Annotated in this window: 17 protein-coding genes; 7 read left to right on the forward strand and 10 right to left on the reverse strand. The window is 64.2% G+C overall.

The genetic code is table 11. The features are described 5' to 3' along the window. Positions 1 to 2: 2 nt before the first annotated feature. From A9X04_RS11545 to A9X04_RS11570, 5 genes are all read right to left on the reverse strand, one after another. Positions 3 to 329 (reverse strand): hypothetical protein, encoded by a 327-nt coding sequence (locus A9X04_RS11545; RefSeq protein WP_067920407.1) that lies wholly within the window; start codon positions 327 to 329, stop codon positions 3 to 5. Beyond that, complete coding sequence (locus A9X04_RS11550) at positions 326 to 769, reverse strand: Zn-ribbon domain-containing OB-fold protein (RefSeq protein WP_067920410.1); 444 nt, start codon at positions 767 to 769, stop codon at positions 326 to 328. The genes A9X04_RS11545 and A9X04_RS11550 overlap by 4 nt, the downstream gene beginning before the upstream one ends. A 371-nt stretch (positions 770 to 1,140) precedes the next feature. Next, complete coding sequence (locus A9X04_RS11560) at positions 1,141 to 2,019, reverse strand: TIGR03619 family F420-dependent LLM class oxidoreductase (protein WP_067920413.1); 879 nt, start codon at positions 2,017 to 2,019, stop codon at positions 1,141 to 1,143. Between the two features lie 67 nt (positions 2,020 to 2,086). Continuing rightward, entirely contained in the window at positions 2,087 to 2,620 is a 534-nt protein-coding gene (locus A9X04_RS11565; protein ID WP_142274852.1) for a PaaI family thioesterase, read from the reverse strand. Positions 2,621 to 2,707: 87 nt separating this feature from the next. Next, complete coding sequence (locus A9X04_RS11570; protein ID WP_231984189.1) at positions 2,708 to 3,226, reverse strand: TetR/AcrR family transcriptional regulator C-terminal domain-containing protein; 519 nt, start codon at positions 3,224 to 3,226, stop codon at positions 2,708 to 2,710. Positions 3,227 to 3,605: 379 nt separating this feature from the next. On the opposite strand from A9X04_RS11570, the gene A9X04_RS11580 reads away from it, so the two are divergent. Further along, entirely contained in the window at positions 3,606 to 5,141 is a 1,536-nt protein-coding gene (locus tag A9X04_RS11580) for an AMP-binding protein (RefSeq protein ID WP_067920419.1), read from the forward strand. Positions 5,142 to 5,185: 44 nt separating this feature from the next. On the opposite strand, the gene A9X04_RS11585 is transcribed toward A9X04_RS11580, so the two are convergent. The 3 genes from A9X04_RS11585 to A9X04_RS11595 form a co-directional block, all read right to left on the reverse strand. Next, positions 5,186 to 5,932 carry a FadR/GntR family transcriptional regulator gene (locus A9X04_RS11585; protein WP_067920422.1) on the reverse strand — a complete coding sequence of 249 codons (747 nt, stop codon included), beginning with the start codon at positions 5,930 to 5,932 and terminating at the stop codon, positions 5,186 to 5,188. 287 nt (positions 5,933 to 6,219) lie between these two features. Further along, the gene (locus tag A9X04_RS11590; RefSeq protein WP_067920498.1) at positions 6,220 to 7,011 is read right to left on the reverse strand and encodes an enoyl-CoA hydratase/isomerase family protein; all 792 of its coding nucleotides are present in this window, start codon (positions 7,009 to 7,011) and stop codon (positions 6,220 to 6,222) included. A 292-nt stretch (positions 7,012 to 7,303) separates the two neighbouring features. Then, positions 7,304 to 8,476 (reverse strand): thiolase family protein, encoded by a 1,173-nt coding sequence (locus A9X04_RS11595; protein WP_067920423.1) that lies wholly within the window; start codon positions 8,474 to 8,476, stop codon positions 7,304 to 7,306. A 140-nt stretch (positions 8,477 to 8,616) separates the two neighbouring features. Here A9X04_RS11595 and A9X04_RS11600 point away from each other — a divergent pair, with 140 nt between their 5' ends. Genes A9X04_RS11600 through A9X04_RS11610 form a run of 3 tightly spaced genes read left to right on the forward strand, consistent with a single transcriptional unit; the run spans position 8,617 to position 12,042 of the window. Continuing rightward, positions 8,617 to 9,783 (forward strand): acyl-CoA dehydrogenase family protein, encoded by a 1,167-nt coding sequence (locus A9X04_RS11600; RefSeq protein WP_067920500.1) that lies wholly within the window; start codon positions 8,617 to 8,619, stop codon positions 9,781 to 9,783. Next, positions 9,780 to 10,847, forward strand: a complete 1,068-nt coding sequence (locus tag A9X04_RS11605) for an acyl-CoA dehydrogenase family protein (RefSeq protein ID WP_067920425.1) — start codon at positions 9,780 to 9,782, stop codon at positions 10,845 to 10,847. Before A9X04_RS11600 ends, A9X04_RS11605 begins: the two co-directional genes overlap by 4 nt. Before the next feature lie 46 nt (positions 10,848 to 10,893). Beyond that, entirely contained in the window at positions 10,894 to 12,042 is a 1,149-nt protein-coding gene (locus A9X04_RS11610; RefSeq protein WP_067920427.1) for an acyl-CoA dehydrogenase family protein, read from the forward strand. Between the two features lie 178 nt (positions 12,043 to 12,220). On the opposite strand, the gene A9X04_RS11615 is transcribed toward A9X04_RS11610, so the two are convergent. After that, a complete protein-coding gene (locus A9X04_RS11615; RefSeq protein ID WP_067920429.1) occupies positions 12,221 to 12,982 on the reverse strand; it encodes an SDR family NAD(P)-dependent oxidoreductase in 762 nt (253 codons plus the stop codon). Next, positions 12,979 to 13,560: a nuclear transport factor 2 family protein gene (locus A9X04_RS11620; RefSeq protein WP_067920431.1), complete on the reverse strand. Its 582-nt coding sequence runs from the start codon at positions 13,558 to 13,560 to the stop codon at positions 12,979 to 12,981. The genes A9X04_RS11615 and A9X04_RS11620 overlap by 4 nt, the downstream gene beginning before the upstream one ends. Positions 13,561 to 13,734: 174 nt before the next feature. On the opposite strand from A9X04_RS11620, the gene A9X04_RS11625 reads away from it, so the two are divergent. Genes A9X04_RS11625 through A9X04_RS11635 form a run of 3 tightly spaced genes read left to right on the forward strand, consistent with a single transcriptional unit; the run spans position 13,735 to position 15,785 of the window. Next, a complete protein-coding gene (locus A9X04_RS11625; protein WP_067920433.1) occupies positions 13,735 to 14,349 on the forward strand; it encodes a TetR/AcrR family transcriptional regulator in 615 nt (204 codons plus the stop codon). Continuing rightward, the gene (locus A9X04_RS30900) at positions 14,342 to 14,803 is read left to right on the forward strand and encodes a nuclear transport factor 2 family protein (RefSeq protein ID WP_067920435.1); all 462 of its coding nucleotides are present in this window, start codon (positions 14,342 to 14,344) and stop codon (positions 14,801 to 14,803) included. Before A9X04_RS11625 ends, A9X04_RS30900 begins: the two co-directional genes overlap by 8 nt. A gap of 7 nt (positions 14,804 to 14,810) precedes the next feature. Continuing rightward, on the forward strand, positions 14,811 to 15,785 hold the full coding sequence (locus A9X04_RS11635) for an SDR family NAD(P)-dependent oxidoreductase (protein WP_067920437.1): 975 nt from the start codon (positions 14,811 to 14,813) through the stop codon (positions 15,783 to 15,785). Positions 15,786 to 15,882: the final 97 nt, after the last annotated feature.

The raw sequence follows: 15,882 nt of genomic DNA on the forward strand, positions 1-15,882 counted from the left end.
GCCTATCGTGCCGCGTGATACACCAGCACCGTGTCACACAAACCGGCGTGGACGGCGGCCGCCGCCGTCGCAACGTGATCCACCATCGGGATGAAGGGGTTTCCGAACCACGTCAGCCGCGGCAAGCCGAGTGCCGATTGCAGTTCGCGTGCCGCGGGCCAGCTTCCGCATAGCCCGTCGATGTCGTTCTTCCCTAAACCGCACTGGCGGATCGCTGCGATCGCGGCCTCCGCGGCCAGCGAGGTCTGACTGCGTCCGGAATTCTTCGCGACGAATCCGGTGGTCGCTGCACCGGCAATTGCCACGTTGTCCTTCAGGGCGTTCCTCACGAGGCCGCCCCGCTCAATTCGAAGACCGGAACCGGCATGCCGGCACGTTCGATCCAACCCAGCCGCACCCGCTCGCCGATGCGAATGGCGTCGTTCTCCGCTCCTAACACGGTCGCGGTGAATCGCAACCCCGGCTGCTCGTCCAGTTCTACGGTCACGACCGGGTAGGGCGTCGAGTAGTCGACACCGGGGGCAGGCGGACCCTGGCGCAGGAAGATCGCCATGTAGATGGTGCCATCGCCGGAAACCGGTGCCGACTCGACGTCGAACGACCAGCACTGCGGGCACACGGGTTTGGGTGGGGACTGCCAGCGCTGGCAGGAGCGGCACTTGCCCAGCAAAAGTCGATGATCCAGGCGACCGCGATAATGGTCCGCGTTGTCGTGTGTGATCGGTTGGCCGGGAAAGCGTTTGACCAGATCCTCGTCACTGACCGACATGATGCGCTCCTATCCGAAGCCGATCGATGGATTGACGTTAGAGCGGAATGTCCTGCACCGACCAAGAATGAACGTTATTGGCGTAGAACGAATCCAGATACCCACTCGAGCGATCACTTCTGCCTCAGGCTCTTCTCCGGCTCGAGGGAGACATCCACCGGGGAGTCGATCGTTTGACTCAAGCTGATCACTCTTTTCGATGGTGTAAGCCATTCGGCGGTGAAGGGGGGTGGAAGGACCCTGTCGTCGAACTCTCGACTATACGCCGTAATGTGGCGCCGCCCAACCTCTTGCCAGACGGCGGTCACCAAGGCAAGCTTGCCCGTCAATCTCTTGTTCACGGGATGCCTTTCGTTGCGGTCCGCAATTCCTCAGGCCGCTGCGGGGATGAGTTCGGCAACGGCGTCGAGCATCGGCTCTATGGTGTCGACAGTGAACAGCGGCATTCCGACGATCAACCGATCGGCCCCGAGGTCGCGAACCCGCTCGACTGTCGCCCGCTTCACTCGACGCTTGGTCTTGTAAGTGTCCGTGTCGACGTCAAGCCAGAAGCCGCGAGAGTCCATGAAGGTCAGCTGAAGCGAGGCCGGATCGCGGCCGGCTTCTGCGAACCGGCTGCGCAGCTTCGCGATGGACACATCGGCTGTATCGAGCGCTTGCTCGATGCTGGGCAGCCAACCGTCACAGTGGTCGACCAACTGCTCGAAGGCACGTGCGGTTGCACGGCAGCCCAGCAGAATCGGCGGGCCCGGCGCCTGTACCGGCTTCGGGTATGACCAGCACTCGGCGAACTGAATGTGCTTGCCCCCGAACGTAAAACGATCATGTGTCCAGAGTCCGCGCACCGCCGCGAGGACCTCCCCGAAACGGCTCATCCGATACCTCGGATCGATCCCGTGATCGCGCAGCTCCGTCTCGTTCCAGCCGTAACCCACTCCCCACTCGAAGCGCCCGCCGCACAAGACATCAAGGCTGGCGACGGTCTTGGCAAGGTGAAGTGGATCGCCTTGACCTGGCAAAGCGATGCCGGTACCGAGCCGGATAACCCTGGTCCGCGCAGCGATCGCGGCCAACACGACGTAAGGATCCGGGATCCGGCGGTAGAACTCAGGCATTTGGCGAACGAATGCGTGGTCTTCACCGACCGGCAGATGACTGTGCTCACCGAACCAGATCGACTCGATGCCACGCTCCTCTGCCATCACCGCCAGACGGACACAGTCGCGCGGGTCGTCCCATGCCGTCGCCATCAGACCTATTTGCACTACCCGCTCCTCCTCAACGGCAGCCTTCGACTCCGAGCTGATCGGTGCGCAGTCAACGCAAGTCCTCGGCCGACGCGTCCTGCTCGGCGAGCCAGGCGCGGTGTCGGGCGAAATGGCCGACGTCTCGCGCGATCCAGATGCCTGTAGCCGTCGCGAGGACGGCCTCACTCGGCAACAGCACCAATTCGCCCGAAATGAACCACTTTTGCCCGTCGATCTTGTCGATCCACGCGCGCGCTTGCAGCGGGCGCTCGATGGGCACCGGCTTCTTGAAGTTGACCGTGAGTGTCGCGGTGACCGTCAGCTGGTTGTGAGCGATTGGGACGTGGCCCAATATCTCGTCCATCACGGAAGCGGTCCATCCGCCGTGGGCCACGTTCGGCCCACCTTCGTGATCGGGTGGGCACGCGAGGTTCGACGTGAGAACGTCGTCGGTACGCAGTTCCTCCTGCGTTACGCCGAGCCGGCACTCACCGGTCCGCATGCATGCCCCGCAGAGAGCGACTCCGCCTTCCGTGCGAGGCATCGCCTGGAAGTCGGCGCCGACCCACGACCCCAGATCGGACTCCCATGCGGTGTCGCTCATTTGCATCCCTTCCACCCGGGCCTTGTCATGTGACCGTACACCGTACAGTCATACCCGTGACGCCGGCCGGGAACCAGCTGATCCGAATCACTTCTTGGGGCGCGCAGCTCTCGGTTTGCGCCCGGGGGCGGCGCCGCGCGGTGCGGCCAGACGGGCACGTAGTCCCTCGATGATGGTGTCGACCCCGTAGCTGAAGAAGTCCCGGCCGTGCAACCCGGCGAGGTGCGGTCTGAGCTCGACGATGGTGTCCTCCAAGTCGGGTGGGTCGAGGTCGTCCTCGAACTCGATGACCTGATACCGCCCGAACAGGTAGGTGTGGATCATCGCGTACGACAAGAAAACCTCGGGCCCCTCGAAGCCGGCGCTCATCAGGATCTGCATGATGCCGTTCATCAGCCGTCGATCTGTGCTCCGCATCCGCTCCAACAGGATGGTCGCTATATCCGGATGACTGTGCAGCTGCGCGTCGATCCCGTCGATGACCGCACGAAGTCGCTCATCCCATGGGCCGGAATCCGGATCGGGTATCTCCACGCGCGACAGGAGCTTGCCGGCCACGAGATCCAGCAGTTCCCGATTGTCGGAGACGTACCAGTAGGCGGCCATCGCCGAACGCTTCAGCTGACGCGATAGCCGACGCATCGACAGGGCTTCCAGCCCCTCGGCGCGAATGATCTCGAGGGCGGCCGCGACGATCTGTTCTTCGGTGAGCGCCGGGGGCTTGTTGCGAGCCGCGGACCGACGCGCTTCGGCGGTTGACCGACTGTTCTCGGCTATCGCAGGCTCCGATCCTCCGGTGACGTCGGTTCAGATACTAACGTCACCTCGCCTGGCCGACGAGGAGCTTGACAAGGCCGTCACCGGCACCACGCGGTAGTGATCAGCATCACCTTACAGTGTAATGTGGTCTAAGCGATTGCCGGATCTGAGCATCGCCTCAGGCCGGCGTCGCGTTGAGCCGACACGCGAGCGAACCAGGAGTGCGATGCCCGACCTCACTCTGTCCGACATATGCAGTGAACACCGGCGACGGTATCCGGACCGCCTGGCGGTGATCGACGGGCCGGTTCGGTACACCTGGCCGCAATTCGACAACCGCGTCAATCAGGCCGCGCGACTGCTCGTGCACCACGGCGTTGGGCGCGGCGACCGGGTGCTGTGGCTTGCGCAGAACTCGTCCAGATTTCTCGAGTTGATGATCGCATGCGCCCGCCTCGGGGCGATGATCTGCCCGGCCAACTGGCGGCAGTCGGGCCACGAACTCGCCTTCGTCATCGACGACTTCGACCCGAAGATCATCGTGTGGCAGGAGGAGGAAATCGCGCCTCAGGTCGCCGAAGCGCGCACCCTCGCCGGCGGGTCCGCGGTCTGGATCCGACACGACTCCGACGATGCCGACGGCTATGACCGCCGTGTTGCCGAGTTCGCCACGGATCCAGTGGAATCCGAGGCCGACCCGCACGACGCCCTCCTCGTCATCTACACCGCCGCCATCATCGACCGCCCAGCCGGATCGATGCTCTCCCAGCGCAATTTGACGACGATGGCGATGCTCACAGGCAGGGTTACCGAAACCGACCACTCGAGCGTGTTCGTGAACTCCGGCCCGCTATTCCACATCGGCAACTTCCAGTTCGATTCGCTTCCTACGTTCGTCATGGGAGGAACGAACGTCTATGTCCGCCGGGTGGACGAAGCGGAGTTGCTCAAGCTCATCGAAGTCGAGAAGGTCACGTCGGCCTTCCTCATGCCGCCGACGATCATGAAGATGTTGGAACTGAACAAGGAGGCCGGATACGACATCAGTTCGCTGCGCTCCGGCCCATTCGCGCCGATCTGGGGCGACGCATTGCCGGCAGACGACCGCCTTTGGGCGCAGCACACCGGCGGGTTCGGTCAGACTGAGGTTACCGGGCTCGCCCTGCTTAACGCGTGGGGGAAATCCGGTATCGGAAACGCCGGTCGACCCTCACCGCTGTGTCAGGTGCGCATCGTCGACGGGCACGGCAACGAGGTACCCGACGGCACACCCGGCGAGATCGCGATCCGCGGCGATATCGTTCACCTGGGATATTGGAACCGTCCGCAGACCAACGCGGCGCGAATGCACAACGGCTGGTGGCACACTCGTGATCAAGGGCGTCGCGAGGCCGACGGCACCATCGAGTTCATCGGCACGCTGACCCGCATGATCAAGTCGGCAGCCGAAAACATCTATCCCCCCGAGGTGGAGACCTGCCTGACCGCACATCCAGCCGTCAAGCAGGCCGCGATCATCGGCGTGCCCGATCCGAAGTTCACGCAGTCGGTCAAGGCGATCGTCGTCCTCAAGGAGGGGCAGACGCTCACCGCCGCCGACATCATCGAACACTGTCGCGAGCGCATCGCGTCCTACAAGAAGCCGAAGTTCGTCGAGTTCGTGGAGGTGATCCCGACCGTGAACGGGGTGACCGATTACGACGCGCTCGACGCGGCCTACGGCGGCGGCGGCTATCCGGGCGGCGCCAACGTCGCGCGGTAGGAGACGCCACCTGCTCGCAGAGCGATTGGCCAGACCGTGATCTGCTAAGACAGCACCTCGATAAGAGTCGAGTCGGCTTCGCCAACCATGAAAGTTTCAGCTGCTTCGAGGTAGCGACGCCAATGGCGTTGCGCGGCTTCGAAGTCGCCGTCTGAGAGCAGTTTGACCAGACGGGCGTATGCGCGCTGGGCCTGTTTGTTCACGGTGCTGCTGGATCCGCGCGGGTGCGATGCGATGAACAACGCGTTGTGCGCGTCGATGATGTGGAACAGCATCTTGCTCAGCTCCGCCAGCGTCATGTTACCGGTCGCCTCGACGATGGCGGAGTGGATCTTGAGATCGTGCGCTGCGAAAGCGTCGTCGTCATCGACAAGTTCCTCGGCCTCGGCCGCCAATTCCCCGAGCGTGCGAATGGCGGACCTGCGCTTGGAGCCACCCAACATCCCCACCGCGGACACCTCGATCTCGGTGCGCGCCTGGTACACGTCGGTCAGCGGGGCGCCCTGGTACTGCAGGAGGATTCCCATGTAACGTGCGGCGACCGCCCCGTCAGGCTCCAGCACGCGTCCGCCACCGCGTGCCCCCCGCAGGACCGTGATGATCGCCTCGGACTCCAGGATCCGGAAAGCCTCACGCAGCGTTGGCCGGGAGACACCAAATTGCTGCATCAGGATGGCTTCGTTCGGGAGTAGTTCGCCCGGCTTCAGCTCACCGGTGACGATCTGGCGCCGAAGGGTTGCTGCCACCAGTTCACTGGCCTTCGGAATTTTGACGATCGTGGACTTCTTCATCGCGTCACACCGTTCCTCGTCGCCACAGACACCAGCACCGCCTACCCGATAGGAATGAGTCCATCTATCGGAATCATTTGATTGATTGTAATCTGATGACCATATCGCGCGCGTTCTGGCCAATGCGGCTGCCGCGTGGAGATGCCAGTTTCCGCGCCGGATACGGAAAGTCCACCAGGTGACCTGTGACTTTGATCTGCGGGTGCGTCGAGCGCAATGGCGCCGCTTGGGCCAGACCTTAGTTCTACTCGCCTACGTGGGCGGTATCGCCGCTCACCGGGTGCTCCTCATCTGCCCACGTACTTCGGTGGGCGCTTTTCTTGCATGGCCGCCAACGCCTCCGCCGCGTCCTCGGTCGCAGCGACCACCGCGAAGTGCGACGAGATGAGATCCAGTGCCGTGCGCCGGTCGACGTCGGCGGACTGGTAGGTGGCGCGTTTGATCATGCGGACGGTCACCGGGGCGTGCTGGGCGATCGACTGCGCGAACTTCACCGTCTCCTCTTCCAGGGTTTCCGGAGTGGCCAAACGGTTGACGAGTCCGATGCGAAGCGCCTCGTGGGCGTCGATGAAGTTCCCCGTCAAGAGCAACTCAAGGGCCTTGGACGTACCCACGATGCGCGGAAGATAGTAGGCGCCGCCGTCGCCGGGGGTCAATCCGACCCTGACGTAGCCCTCGGACACTCTCGCCGACATCGACATGATGCGCATATCGCACATCAGAGCCATGTCGAGACCTGCGCCTACCGCGACGCCGTTGATCGATGCGATCACCGGCTTGTCCAGATCCGCGAGTGTGTGAGCAATCTGATGGATCTCGTCGTGGAGTTGGCTCTTGCGCTGCAGGGGCGTCAGGTTGGGATTGGCGTTTGAGATGGAGGAGAGATCGACGCCCGAACAAAAGGCCTTGTCCCCCGTGCCGGTGAGGACCAGCACCCGCACCTCGTCGTCGTGCTTGGCAGCCCGTAGCAGTTCAGCCCACTCGCGGATCATCTCGAAAGTGAATGCGTTGCGCGCTTCGGGCCGGTTGAGCCGAATGGTGCCCACGCCGTCGCGCACCGACCATTGCAGTTCGTCCAACACGAGCCTCCTCCAGACCGGAGTCCTGTCGACAGAACTCCACTCGTCCACCGGGCACTAAATTAGTTAACATTTTTGCCGTTATAGGGCGCTCCATGACCGATGCGTCACCTACGGAGGGGCTAGCCGCGGGATTCACGCGGGACCGGGTGTAGATCACGCCGACCTGGTTTGCCGAGGCAGTGAGCAAGCCGCAAGCTACGCGCGCGACCGCCACGGCCAAACACGCGGGTCATGCCGAACATACGGCACAGCGCGGCGAGCTGCGGGCGGGAGCGGTGACCGACGAAGATCACTCGAGCAATTCGTAGATCGTGGCGTTCGCCGTTCCGCCGCCCTCGCACATGGTCTGCAGGCCGTAGCGGCCACCCGTGCGACGCATGTGGTGGATCAAGGTGGTGGCCAGCCGCGCGCCCGAGCAGCCCAGCGGGTGGCCCAACGCGATCGCGCCACCGACAGGGTTGAGCTTGTCGCGGGACACCCCGGTGTCCGCCTGCCACGCCAGCGGAACCGGGGCGAACGCCTCATTCACCTCGAAGAAGGCGATGTCGCCGAGATCCAAGCCGGAGCGCTTCAGGGCCAGCTGCGTCGCCGGTATGGGTCCGGTCAGCATCTTCACCGGGTCGTCGCCGGTGCAGACCGCGGTGTGCACGCGCGCGAGTGGCGTCATGCCGAGTTCGGCGGCCCGTTCCGACGTGGTGATGAGCACGGCGGCGGCCCCGTCGGAGATCTGTGATGCGTTGCCCGCCGTGATCTTTCCGCCGTCGAGGAACGGCGCTTTCAGCGTGGCCAGCTTCTCCACCGTCGACCCGCGCCGGATTCCCTCGTCAGCGATGACGTCGCCGGCCGCTGTGCGCACGGCAACGATCTCGTCGACGAAGAGCCCGTCGTCCTGCGCCGCCGCCGCACGCTCATGCGATTCGACCGAGTACTCGTCGAGCTGGGTACGGGACAGCCCGTACTGTTCGGCGATGAGTTCGGCGCCCGCCCCCTGGTTGAACCTTCCGTTGAAGCCCGGCGCCGTCAGCTCGGACGCGTACCGTTCGACCGCGGGCCCGCCCATGTCGCCGGTACCGGGGACGGTGGCGGCGCCCATCGGCACGTTGGACATCATCTCCACGCCTCCGGCGACGACGATGTCGGCCTGCCCGGACACCACAGCCGCCGCCGCCGTCGAGATGGCCTGCTGAGACGAGCCGCACTGCCGGTCCACCGTGAAGCCCGGCACCGATTCCGGCCATCCGGCGGCGAGCACCGCCATGCGACCGATGTTTCCGGACTGCTGGCCGATGCTGATGACGTTCCCCCAGTGCACATCCTCGACGAGCGCGGGATCCAGCCCCGCGCGCGCGATGAGTTCGTTGAGTACGGTGGCCGAGACTTCGACGGCATGCAGGCCCGCCAGACCGCCGTTGCGCTTGCCTATCGGTGTCCGCACCGCGGCGGCGATGACCGCATCTCGCATCGCAAATCCCTCTCTTTGCCAAATCAGTTGAATTTATTAGATACTTTGTACACCACCTTGGGCGCCCAGCACCGGGTGAGTTACCTTCTGAATAAGTAAACGGTTTAGCTGCCGCTTAACGACTGGTTGGGATGTACCGGATGACGAGTGCCTTGGTGCCGCCTTTCCGCGCGCTGCCACCCGAAACGGAGGGCCTGCGCACCGAGGTGCGGCAGTACATCCACGACGACCGTGCCCAACACGGCTGGACGCCGCGGGTCGACTCGTGGATCGCCTCGTGGGATCCCGGGTTCAGCCGCCGACTCGGCGCCAGGGGATGGCTGGGCATGACGTTTCCCCGCGAATACGGGGGAGGCGGATTCGGCCACGTCGAACGATTCGTCGTGATTGAGGAACTCCTCGCCGCCGGCGCCCCGGTGGCCGCGCACTGGGTCGCCGACCGCCAAGCGGGACCATCGCTCCTGAAGTACGGGAATGAGCAGCAGCGGCAGCGCTACCTGCCGGCCATCGCCCGCGGCGAGTGTTATTTCGCGATCGGCATGAGCGAGCCGGAGTCCGGGTCCGACCTGGCCAGTGTGAAGACGCGCGGCGTTCGCGTCGATGGCGGGTGGGAGCTGACCGGCACCAAGGTGTGGACTTCGGGCGCACACCACGCTCACGCGTTCGTCGTGCTGGCCCGCACGTCCGAACTCGACGTCGCGAAGCGTCATGAGGGGCTCAGTCAGTTCGTGGTCCCTCTGGACTCCCCCGGCCTCGACATCCGGCCGATCAGGCTGCTCACTGGGGCGCATCACTTCAACGAGGTGGCATTGTCGAAGGTTTTCGTGCCCGATGAGATGGTGCTCGGCGATATCGGGGACGGCTGGGCGCAGGTCACCTCCGAGTTGGGATTCGAACGCAGCGGGCCCGAGCGCATCCTTTCCACCCAACCGCTGCTCGAGGCGCTTGCCCGCACTTTCAAGAGCGACATGCATCGGGAGTATCCCTGGGCGGCTTCCGATCTCGGTGATCTGGTGTCCCAGCTTGCGACCCTGCGGCAGATGTCCGCTTCGGTGGCCGCCGCGTTGAGCCGCGGCGAGCCGGTTGGGATCGCCGCCGCGGTCATCAAGGATCTCGGCACGCGCTACGAGGGCGCGGTGGTGGACACGGCCAGCGCTGCGGCAGTCGTGCGCCCGGGCGTGCACGCGGACGACGACGTGGCCCGGCTGCTGGCCGAGGGCATCCTGCATGCTCCCGGCTTCACGCTTCGGGGAGGAACCAACGAGATCCTCAGCGGCGTCGTCGCACGCGGTTTGGGGCTGCGATGACGACGGCGACCGACGACGCCGACCTGCTCGCGGTTCGCAAACTGGCCGATGACATTCTCGCGTCGAGCACCGAGCCCCTGCTCGACGTGCAGCGCGTGGATCTCGAGTACAGCCCTGAACTCTGGAGCACGCTGACCGGCGCCGGCCTGACTCTGTTGACCACGCCGGAAGCGCGCGGGGGCGCCGGCGCGAGTCTGCGGGAACTAGCGGTGGTGCTCGAGGCGTGCGGGTACCACGCGGCCCCGGTCCCGCTGGCCGAGCACGACCTGTTGGCATCGTGGCTAGTGGGTATCGCTGACCTGCCCGCAGATTTTGGCGTCATGACGGCTGCGGTGACCGATCAGCAGCTGCGCGAGCGCCGGCTCACCGCCGTGCTCGACGATGTGCCCTGGGCCGGTGCCGCAGAGGCGCTCGTCGTCGCCGGCGACGGGTTTATCGCCAAGGTCCCACTGGCAGCGGCTCGGATCGACCCGGTCCTCGACATCGCCGGCCAGCCGGGCGGTCGGGTGCACATCGATATTCAGCTTGAGCCCGAGTGGTGCATCGAGGTGGCGGGGTCGCCGGCACAAGAGTTCCGCCTGCGCGGCGCGCTGGCGCGGTCGGTGCAGACATGCGGGGCGCTTTCACGTGCGCTCGCATTGACATGTGAGCACGCCCAGCAGCGTGAACAGTTCGGCCGGCCCATCGCGAAATTCCAGGCGGTGCAGGCACTCATCGCCAGCGCCGCGAGTTCGATCGCGCTGGCGAAGGCGGCCTCGGAGTTTGCCGTCGAAGCCGTGACCGCCCACGGCTTCGATACCCCACCCGGCGTGTTCGCGGTGTCCGTCGCGAAGATCGAAGCCGCCCGCGCCGCCACGTTGGTGGCGCGCAACGCGCATCAGGTACACGGCGCGATCGGGTTCACCCTCGACCACCGGCTGCGCCACTTCACCTCTCGGGCACTGGCGTGGCGCGCGGAGTTCGGGGTGCAGCGGCAATGGCAACACCGTCTCGGCGAACTGGTGCTCGAATCACCCGACGGCGTATGGGAAGTCGTCACCGCACTGAGCAGCGGCGTCTTCTAGTCCGACCAACAACGTAGTCAGCTAGTCATCTGGAACCGGAGGAATCGTGCGCAGAGACATCTTCGAACCCGAACACGACGAATTTCGAGCGACCGCCAGGGCGTTCTTCGAAACCAGCTGCGTGCCCCACGTCGAGGAGTGGGAGCAGCGCGGCTACACCGATCGAGAGCCGTGGCTGGAAGCCGGCAAGCTTGGGCTGCTCGGCTGGGAGGTGCCCGAGGAGTACGGCGGCATGGGCATCAAGGACTTCCGCTACAACGCGATCGTCAACGAGGAGTTCTGGCTCACCGGAAGCGTCGGGCTGGGATTGGGTGTGCAGAACGACATCCTCGCCGGCTATTTCACCGAGCTGACCACCGACGAGCAAAAGAAGCGCTGGCTGCCCGGTTACGTCACGGGTGAGCTGATCACCGCGATCGCGATGTCGGAACCCGGCGCCGGCTCTGACCTCGCCAACATCAAGACTTCGGCGCGCCGCGACGGCAGCGACTTCATCGTCAACGGCGCGAAGACGTTCATCTCCAACGGGCTGCTTGCCGACCTCGTCGTCGTCGCCTGTCGCACCAATCCCGACGCCGACAAGCCGCACAAGGGTTTGAGTCTCATCATCGTGGAGAGCGGAATGCCCGGATTCGAACGCGGCCGCAAGCTCGACAAGATCGGTCAAAAGTCCGCCGACACAGCCGAACTCATCTTCACCGACGTTCGGGTGCCCGCCGAGAATCTGCTCGGCGAAGAGGGCAGAGGCTTCTACCATCTGATGCGGAACCTGCCCGCCGAACGCCTCGGTATCGCAATCCACGCGGCGGCGGCGGCTCGACGGGCCCTGGATCTCTCCGTTCAGTACGCGCGCGATCGCAAGGCCTTCGGTCAGCCGATCGGCACCTTCCAGGTGAACCGGCACGCGATCGCCCAGATGCGGACCGAGTTGGACGTCATGCAGACCTATATCGACAAATGCATCATGGCGGTCAACAGTGGGGATCTCAGCGCCGACGAAGCAGCCGGAGCGAAGTGGTTCGCGACCGAGACACAGTGGAAGATCATCGACCGGTGCCTGCAGCTGCACGGCGGCTATGGCTACATCAACGAGTACGAGATCGCGCGCCTGTGGCGCGACTCTCGCGTTCAGCGGATCTACGGCGGCACCAACGAGATCATGCTCGACATCGTTGGCAAGGGGCTGGGATTCTGACGGGTGGCCGCGACGCGGTCGTCGTGGCGACCGCTCATACTCAGATCGGCCGGGCCTTCAAGGGCTCACTCGTGGACGAACGCGCAGACGAACTGTGCGTCACCGCCATTCAGGCCACGATGGCGCGCGCATAGTCTGAATACGAGATCGGGTGTCGCAGGTGTCGCTGTACTCCCATTCAGTAATTCTTGATTGTGGCTGGGAGAGTTCCAATCTCGAAGATAGGGCCGGCTTCGGAAGGCTCCGTGATGTGTCCCCACATTTGACGCCCGGCCTGCTCTGCCGGCATGGGCTCGCCGCGGCTGATGCTGTCCCTGGTTGCACCGGCCGCGGGGCAGTCTCGGGGGTCGACCTCGGCGATGTGGTGCACGCCGGGCGATTCGACCAGGCCAAGCCGGAAGCCAATCACCCGCGGACCGACTCCTCGACGCTTGCGCTCGAGTGCAACTGTGCGTACCCACATCTCGATGCCCGCCTTGGACGCGCTGTAGAACGACGCACCTTCCATCGGGATCTTGGCCGACAGTGACGACACCATCGCCAAGGTCGATTCGAGTCCCGGAGACACCGCCTCGAGGAAGGCATTGCCCAGCCACAGCGCCGCAGCGTGATTGGCGATCAGATGTTCGCGCACGCGCCCCTTATCGACCTCGCCGGCGTACCCGTAGGGTCCTTCCATGAATGCGTTGTGAACAAAGACGACCCGGCTGCCATCGAACTGCCTGAGTTCCTTCGCCATGCTCTCCGCGGCACGTTCCCAGTCATCTGGCACGGACAGATCGAGCGGAATGTTCTCAAGCTGTCCAGCGGTTCCGCGAGACATGTTGATGACGCGTGCGTCCGGATACGGGACTGTGCTGGCCAGGCCGGCTCCGACGCCCTTCGTGGCACCGGAGATCCACACGACGGTGTCGGCCCGACGTTTGCCATTCACGCTCATTGGTTGCGCACTCCCACGGTCAGGTCCCGCGGACGCAATACCGGCAGAACGTCATCGCGACCAAACCACGAAGGCGCGGGATGCGAGCCAGCCGGCGGCCTGGCCCAGTCCACCCATGGCCCCCAGTCCTGCCTGGTCATCTTGCTCGCGTGGTCAGGGTCATGCGCGGCCGCGGCAGCGGCGTACCGTTCGGCCGCCTTGCGCGCCTCGGGCAGGATCCACCAGTCCTCTTCCGAACGCCACTTCCCATCACCGGCGTACTGAATCACTTGCACCGAGGGAAAGCCGATCGGGGCACCCCCGGGCTCAGGGTTGTCCGCCCAATTCTCAACCTCGTAGACGACCCGGTCCCCGTCGATGTTGTACCACTTCAGCGGCGTGTAGATCTGCGGCACGGCCGCCATCGCACCCTCGACCCACACCTTGATCTCTGCCGGTCCCCGGAACCAGCCCCAAAAGTGTTCGCGGTAGACGGCGTCATCGGTGAACAACGCCGCCCAGGACGCCCAATCCTCGAATACCGGCCCGGTCATGTAGTACGTCTTGAACGCAGCCTCGACTTCGTCGCGAGTAAACATCCTGCAGCACAACCCTTCCCAATTTTCGTACGGCTATGGCGCCGCCCGTATAGCGTTGTTACTATAGCGCTGATATATGGATTGGCAAACTGTACTGATCATCTGGAGAAGCCGATCGTGACAGCTGCGCGAGCCAGGCACGCCCGAGCCCCCCTCAGCAGGGACGCCGTTGTCATGGCGGCGTTGCGGATCACTCACGAAGAAGGGCTCTCGGCGCTTACCGTGCGGCGGTTGTGCGCCGAGCTGTCGGTCGGAGCGCCGACCGTCTATTACCACGCGGGCAGCATGCAGGAGCTGTACGAATTGGTCAGTGACGCTGTCATAGCTCAGATCGAGGTTCCCCTCGAGGGTAGCTGGCAAGACAGGGTGATCGACCTTGTCGCGCGGACCCGCGCCATCTTCGCCCGCCACCCCGGAGTTGCCGCCTTCGTCAACGGTCATCACCCTCTGCCAGCGGCGATCGGACTCGCCGACGCAACCATAGGCATACTCCTCGAGGAGCTCGACCACTCGACAGCCTTGACCGCCTACCACGTCATCACCGTCTACAACATGGGGCAGATGCTCATCGACGGTGCAGAGACGGCGTCGAAAGGGCGGCCTGTCAATCCCACGTTCCTGCCCCACGGAAAGTCGCCCGCGCGCTATCGCTCCTTATCAGAGGTCCGTTCGGTAACAGGACATCTCGACCCTGGAGATACCCACTTGCAGGGCTTGCGCTGGATCCTGTTCGGCGCCCGACACAATTCGCGACTCCCCGAAGAGGAAGGCACATTAACTGGTGACTGAATCAAACGCGCGCCGAGACGAGCTCATTGGGGTTGCATGGGAACCATGGCATCTGTTCAGCGAGGGCAAAATTGACGAAGGCCTGAGTCTGCTGTCCGATGACGGAACGTTCTGGGAAGTGTCCAGCCGCGAGTCGCGCCCCATGCCTGAGATGAAAACCTTTATCGCGCAATTGCTCTCGATCGTTCCGATTCGCTTCACCTTGATCGATGCGATCGTGGAGGGCAACCGGGCCGTGCTCCTGGCGGAGAGCGAGGGCCACATCGACGCCAACGAGTATTACCGGAACGCGTACTCCTTCGTCGTGCGGGTCGATCCCGCCTCCGGGCAAGTCGTCTCAGTACGCGAATACAGTGACACATTGCATGGCTTCAAAGTTCTGGTGCCCGTTCTGCGGCGGGCAAGCATCGCAAGAAATGAAACCTCGAAGTCGGCCGAGGTCATCGAGAGCTGAGGGAGCCATGACGGAAGTGCGTTTCGATGGCCAGGTCGTGATCGTGACGGGCGCCGGACGAGGTATGGGCAGAGCGCATGCGCTGCTATTGGCCGAACGCGGAGCCACTGTCGTGGTGAACGACGTGGGAAGCGGCATGCACGGCAGCGGCAGCGATACTGGCCCGGCGGACGACGTCGTCGCCGAGATCCAAACCAGGGGCGGCAACGCGATCGCGAATTTCGACGATGTGTCGACGTCTCGCGGATGCGATGCGCTGGTTGCGGCGGCGGTCTCCGAATTCGGTCGGGTGGACGCGGTGCTGCACAACGCGGGGGTGTTCACGTTCACCCCGCTGGCGCAAATTCACGACGGCACCTGGGACCATATCCGCAGCGTCTCGCTAGACGCGTCGCTGTTCCTGACTCGCGCAGCGTGGCCGCACTTCGTCGCGCAGGGCGGCGGGTCGGTTCTCTACATCTCTTCCGGAGCCGGCCTGGACGGGTCGCCGACACTCGCGCATTACGGTGCGGCCAAGACCGGAATGATGGGTTTGGCCCGCGTGGCCGCCCACGAGGGCGCTTCGGCCAACATCCGCGCCAACGTGCTCGCCGTCGGTGCGCATACCCGGATGACCGCCCATATGCTGAAGGACAGCCCCAACCTGGAGAAGTTCTGGGAGAACTATTATCGCCCGGAGCTGGTCAGTGCCGCGGCGGCGTGGCTGGTTCACCCCGACTGCACGGCGAACGGCCGGTTTTACGAGGCGATGGGCAGCCGAGTAGCGAGGTTCGACTACGTCGAGTCACGCGGTCTGTGTCACCTCGATCTCACAGTCGACGATGTGCGCGACCACTTCACAGAGATCGATAAATTCGGAGACCTCGGGAGCAGCCACGTGTTCGAGGACCAGGTCGCCCACGGCGAGTTCCTCATGAAACTTCATATCGAAATGGGCGCCACGCCGCCGGAACCCGACGCCGTTATGCCGCAACAAGTGTGAACCTCGGGAAACCCGAGCTTCACCATCTGGAAGCGGCTGTTATGGCGATGAGAATTCATGAATATGGAGTCTCAAGGGCGTCGGCATGATCAGTTTT

This window comes from Mycobacterium sp. E3247, from assembly GCF_001667785.1.
In the GTDB taxonomy this organism is placed as follows: Bacteria; Actinomycetota; Actinomycetes; order Mycobacteriales; family Mycobacteriaceae; genus Mycobacterium.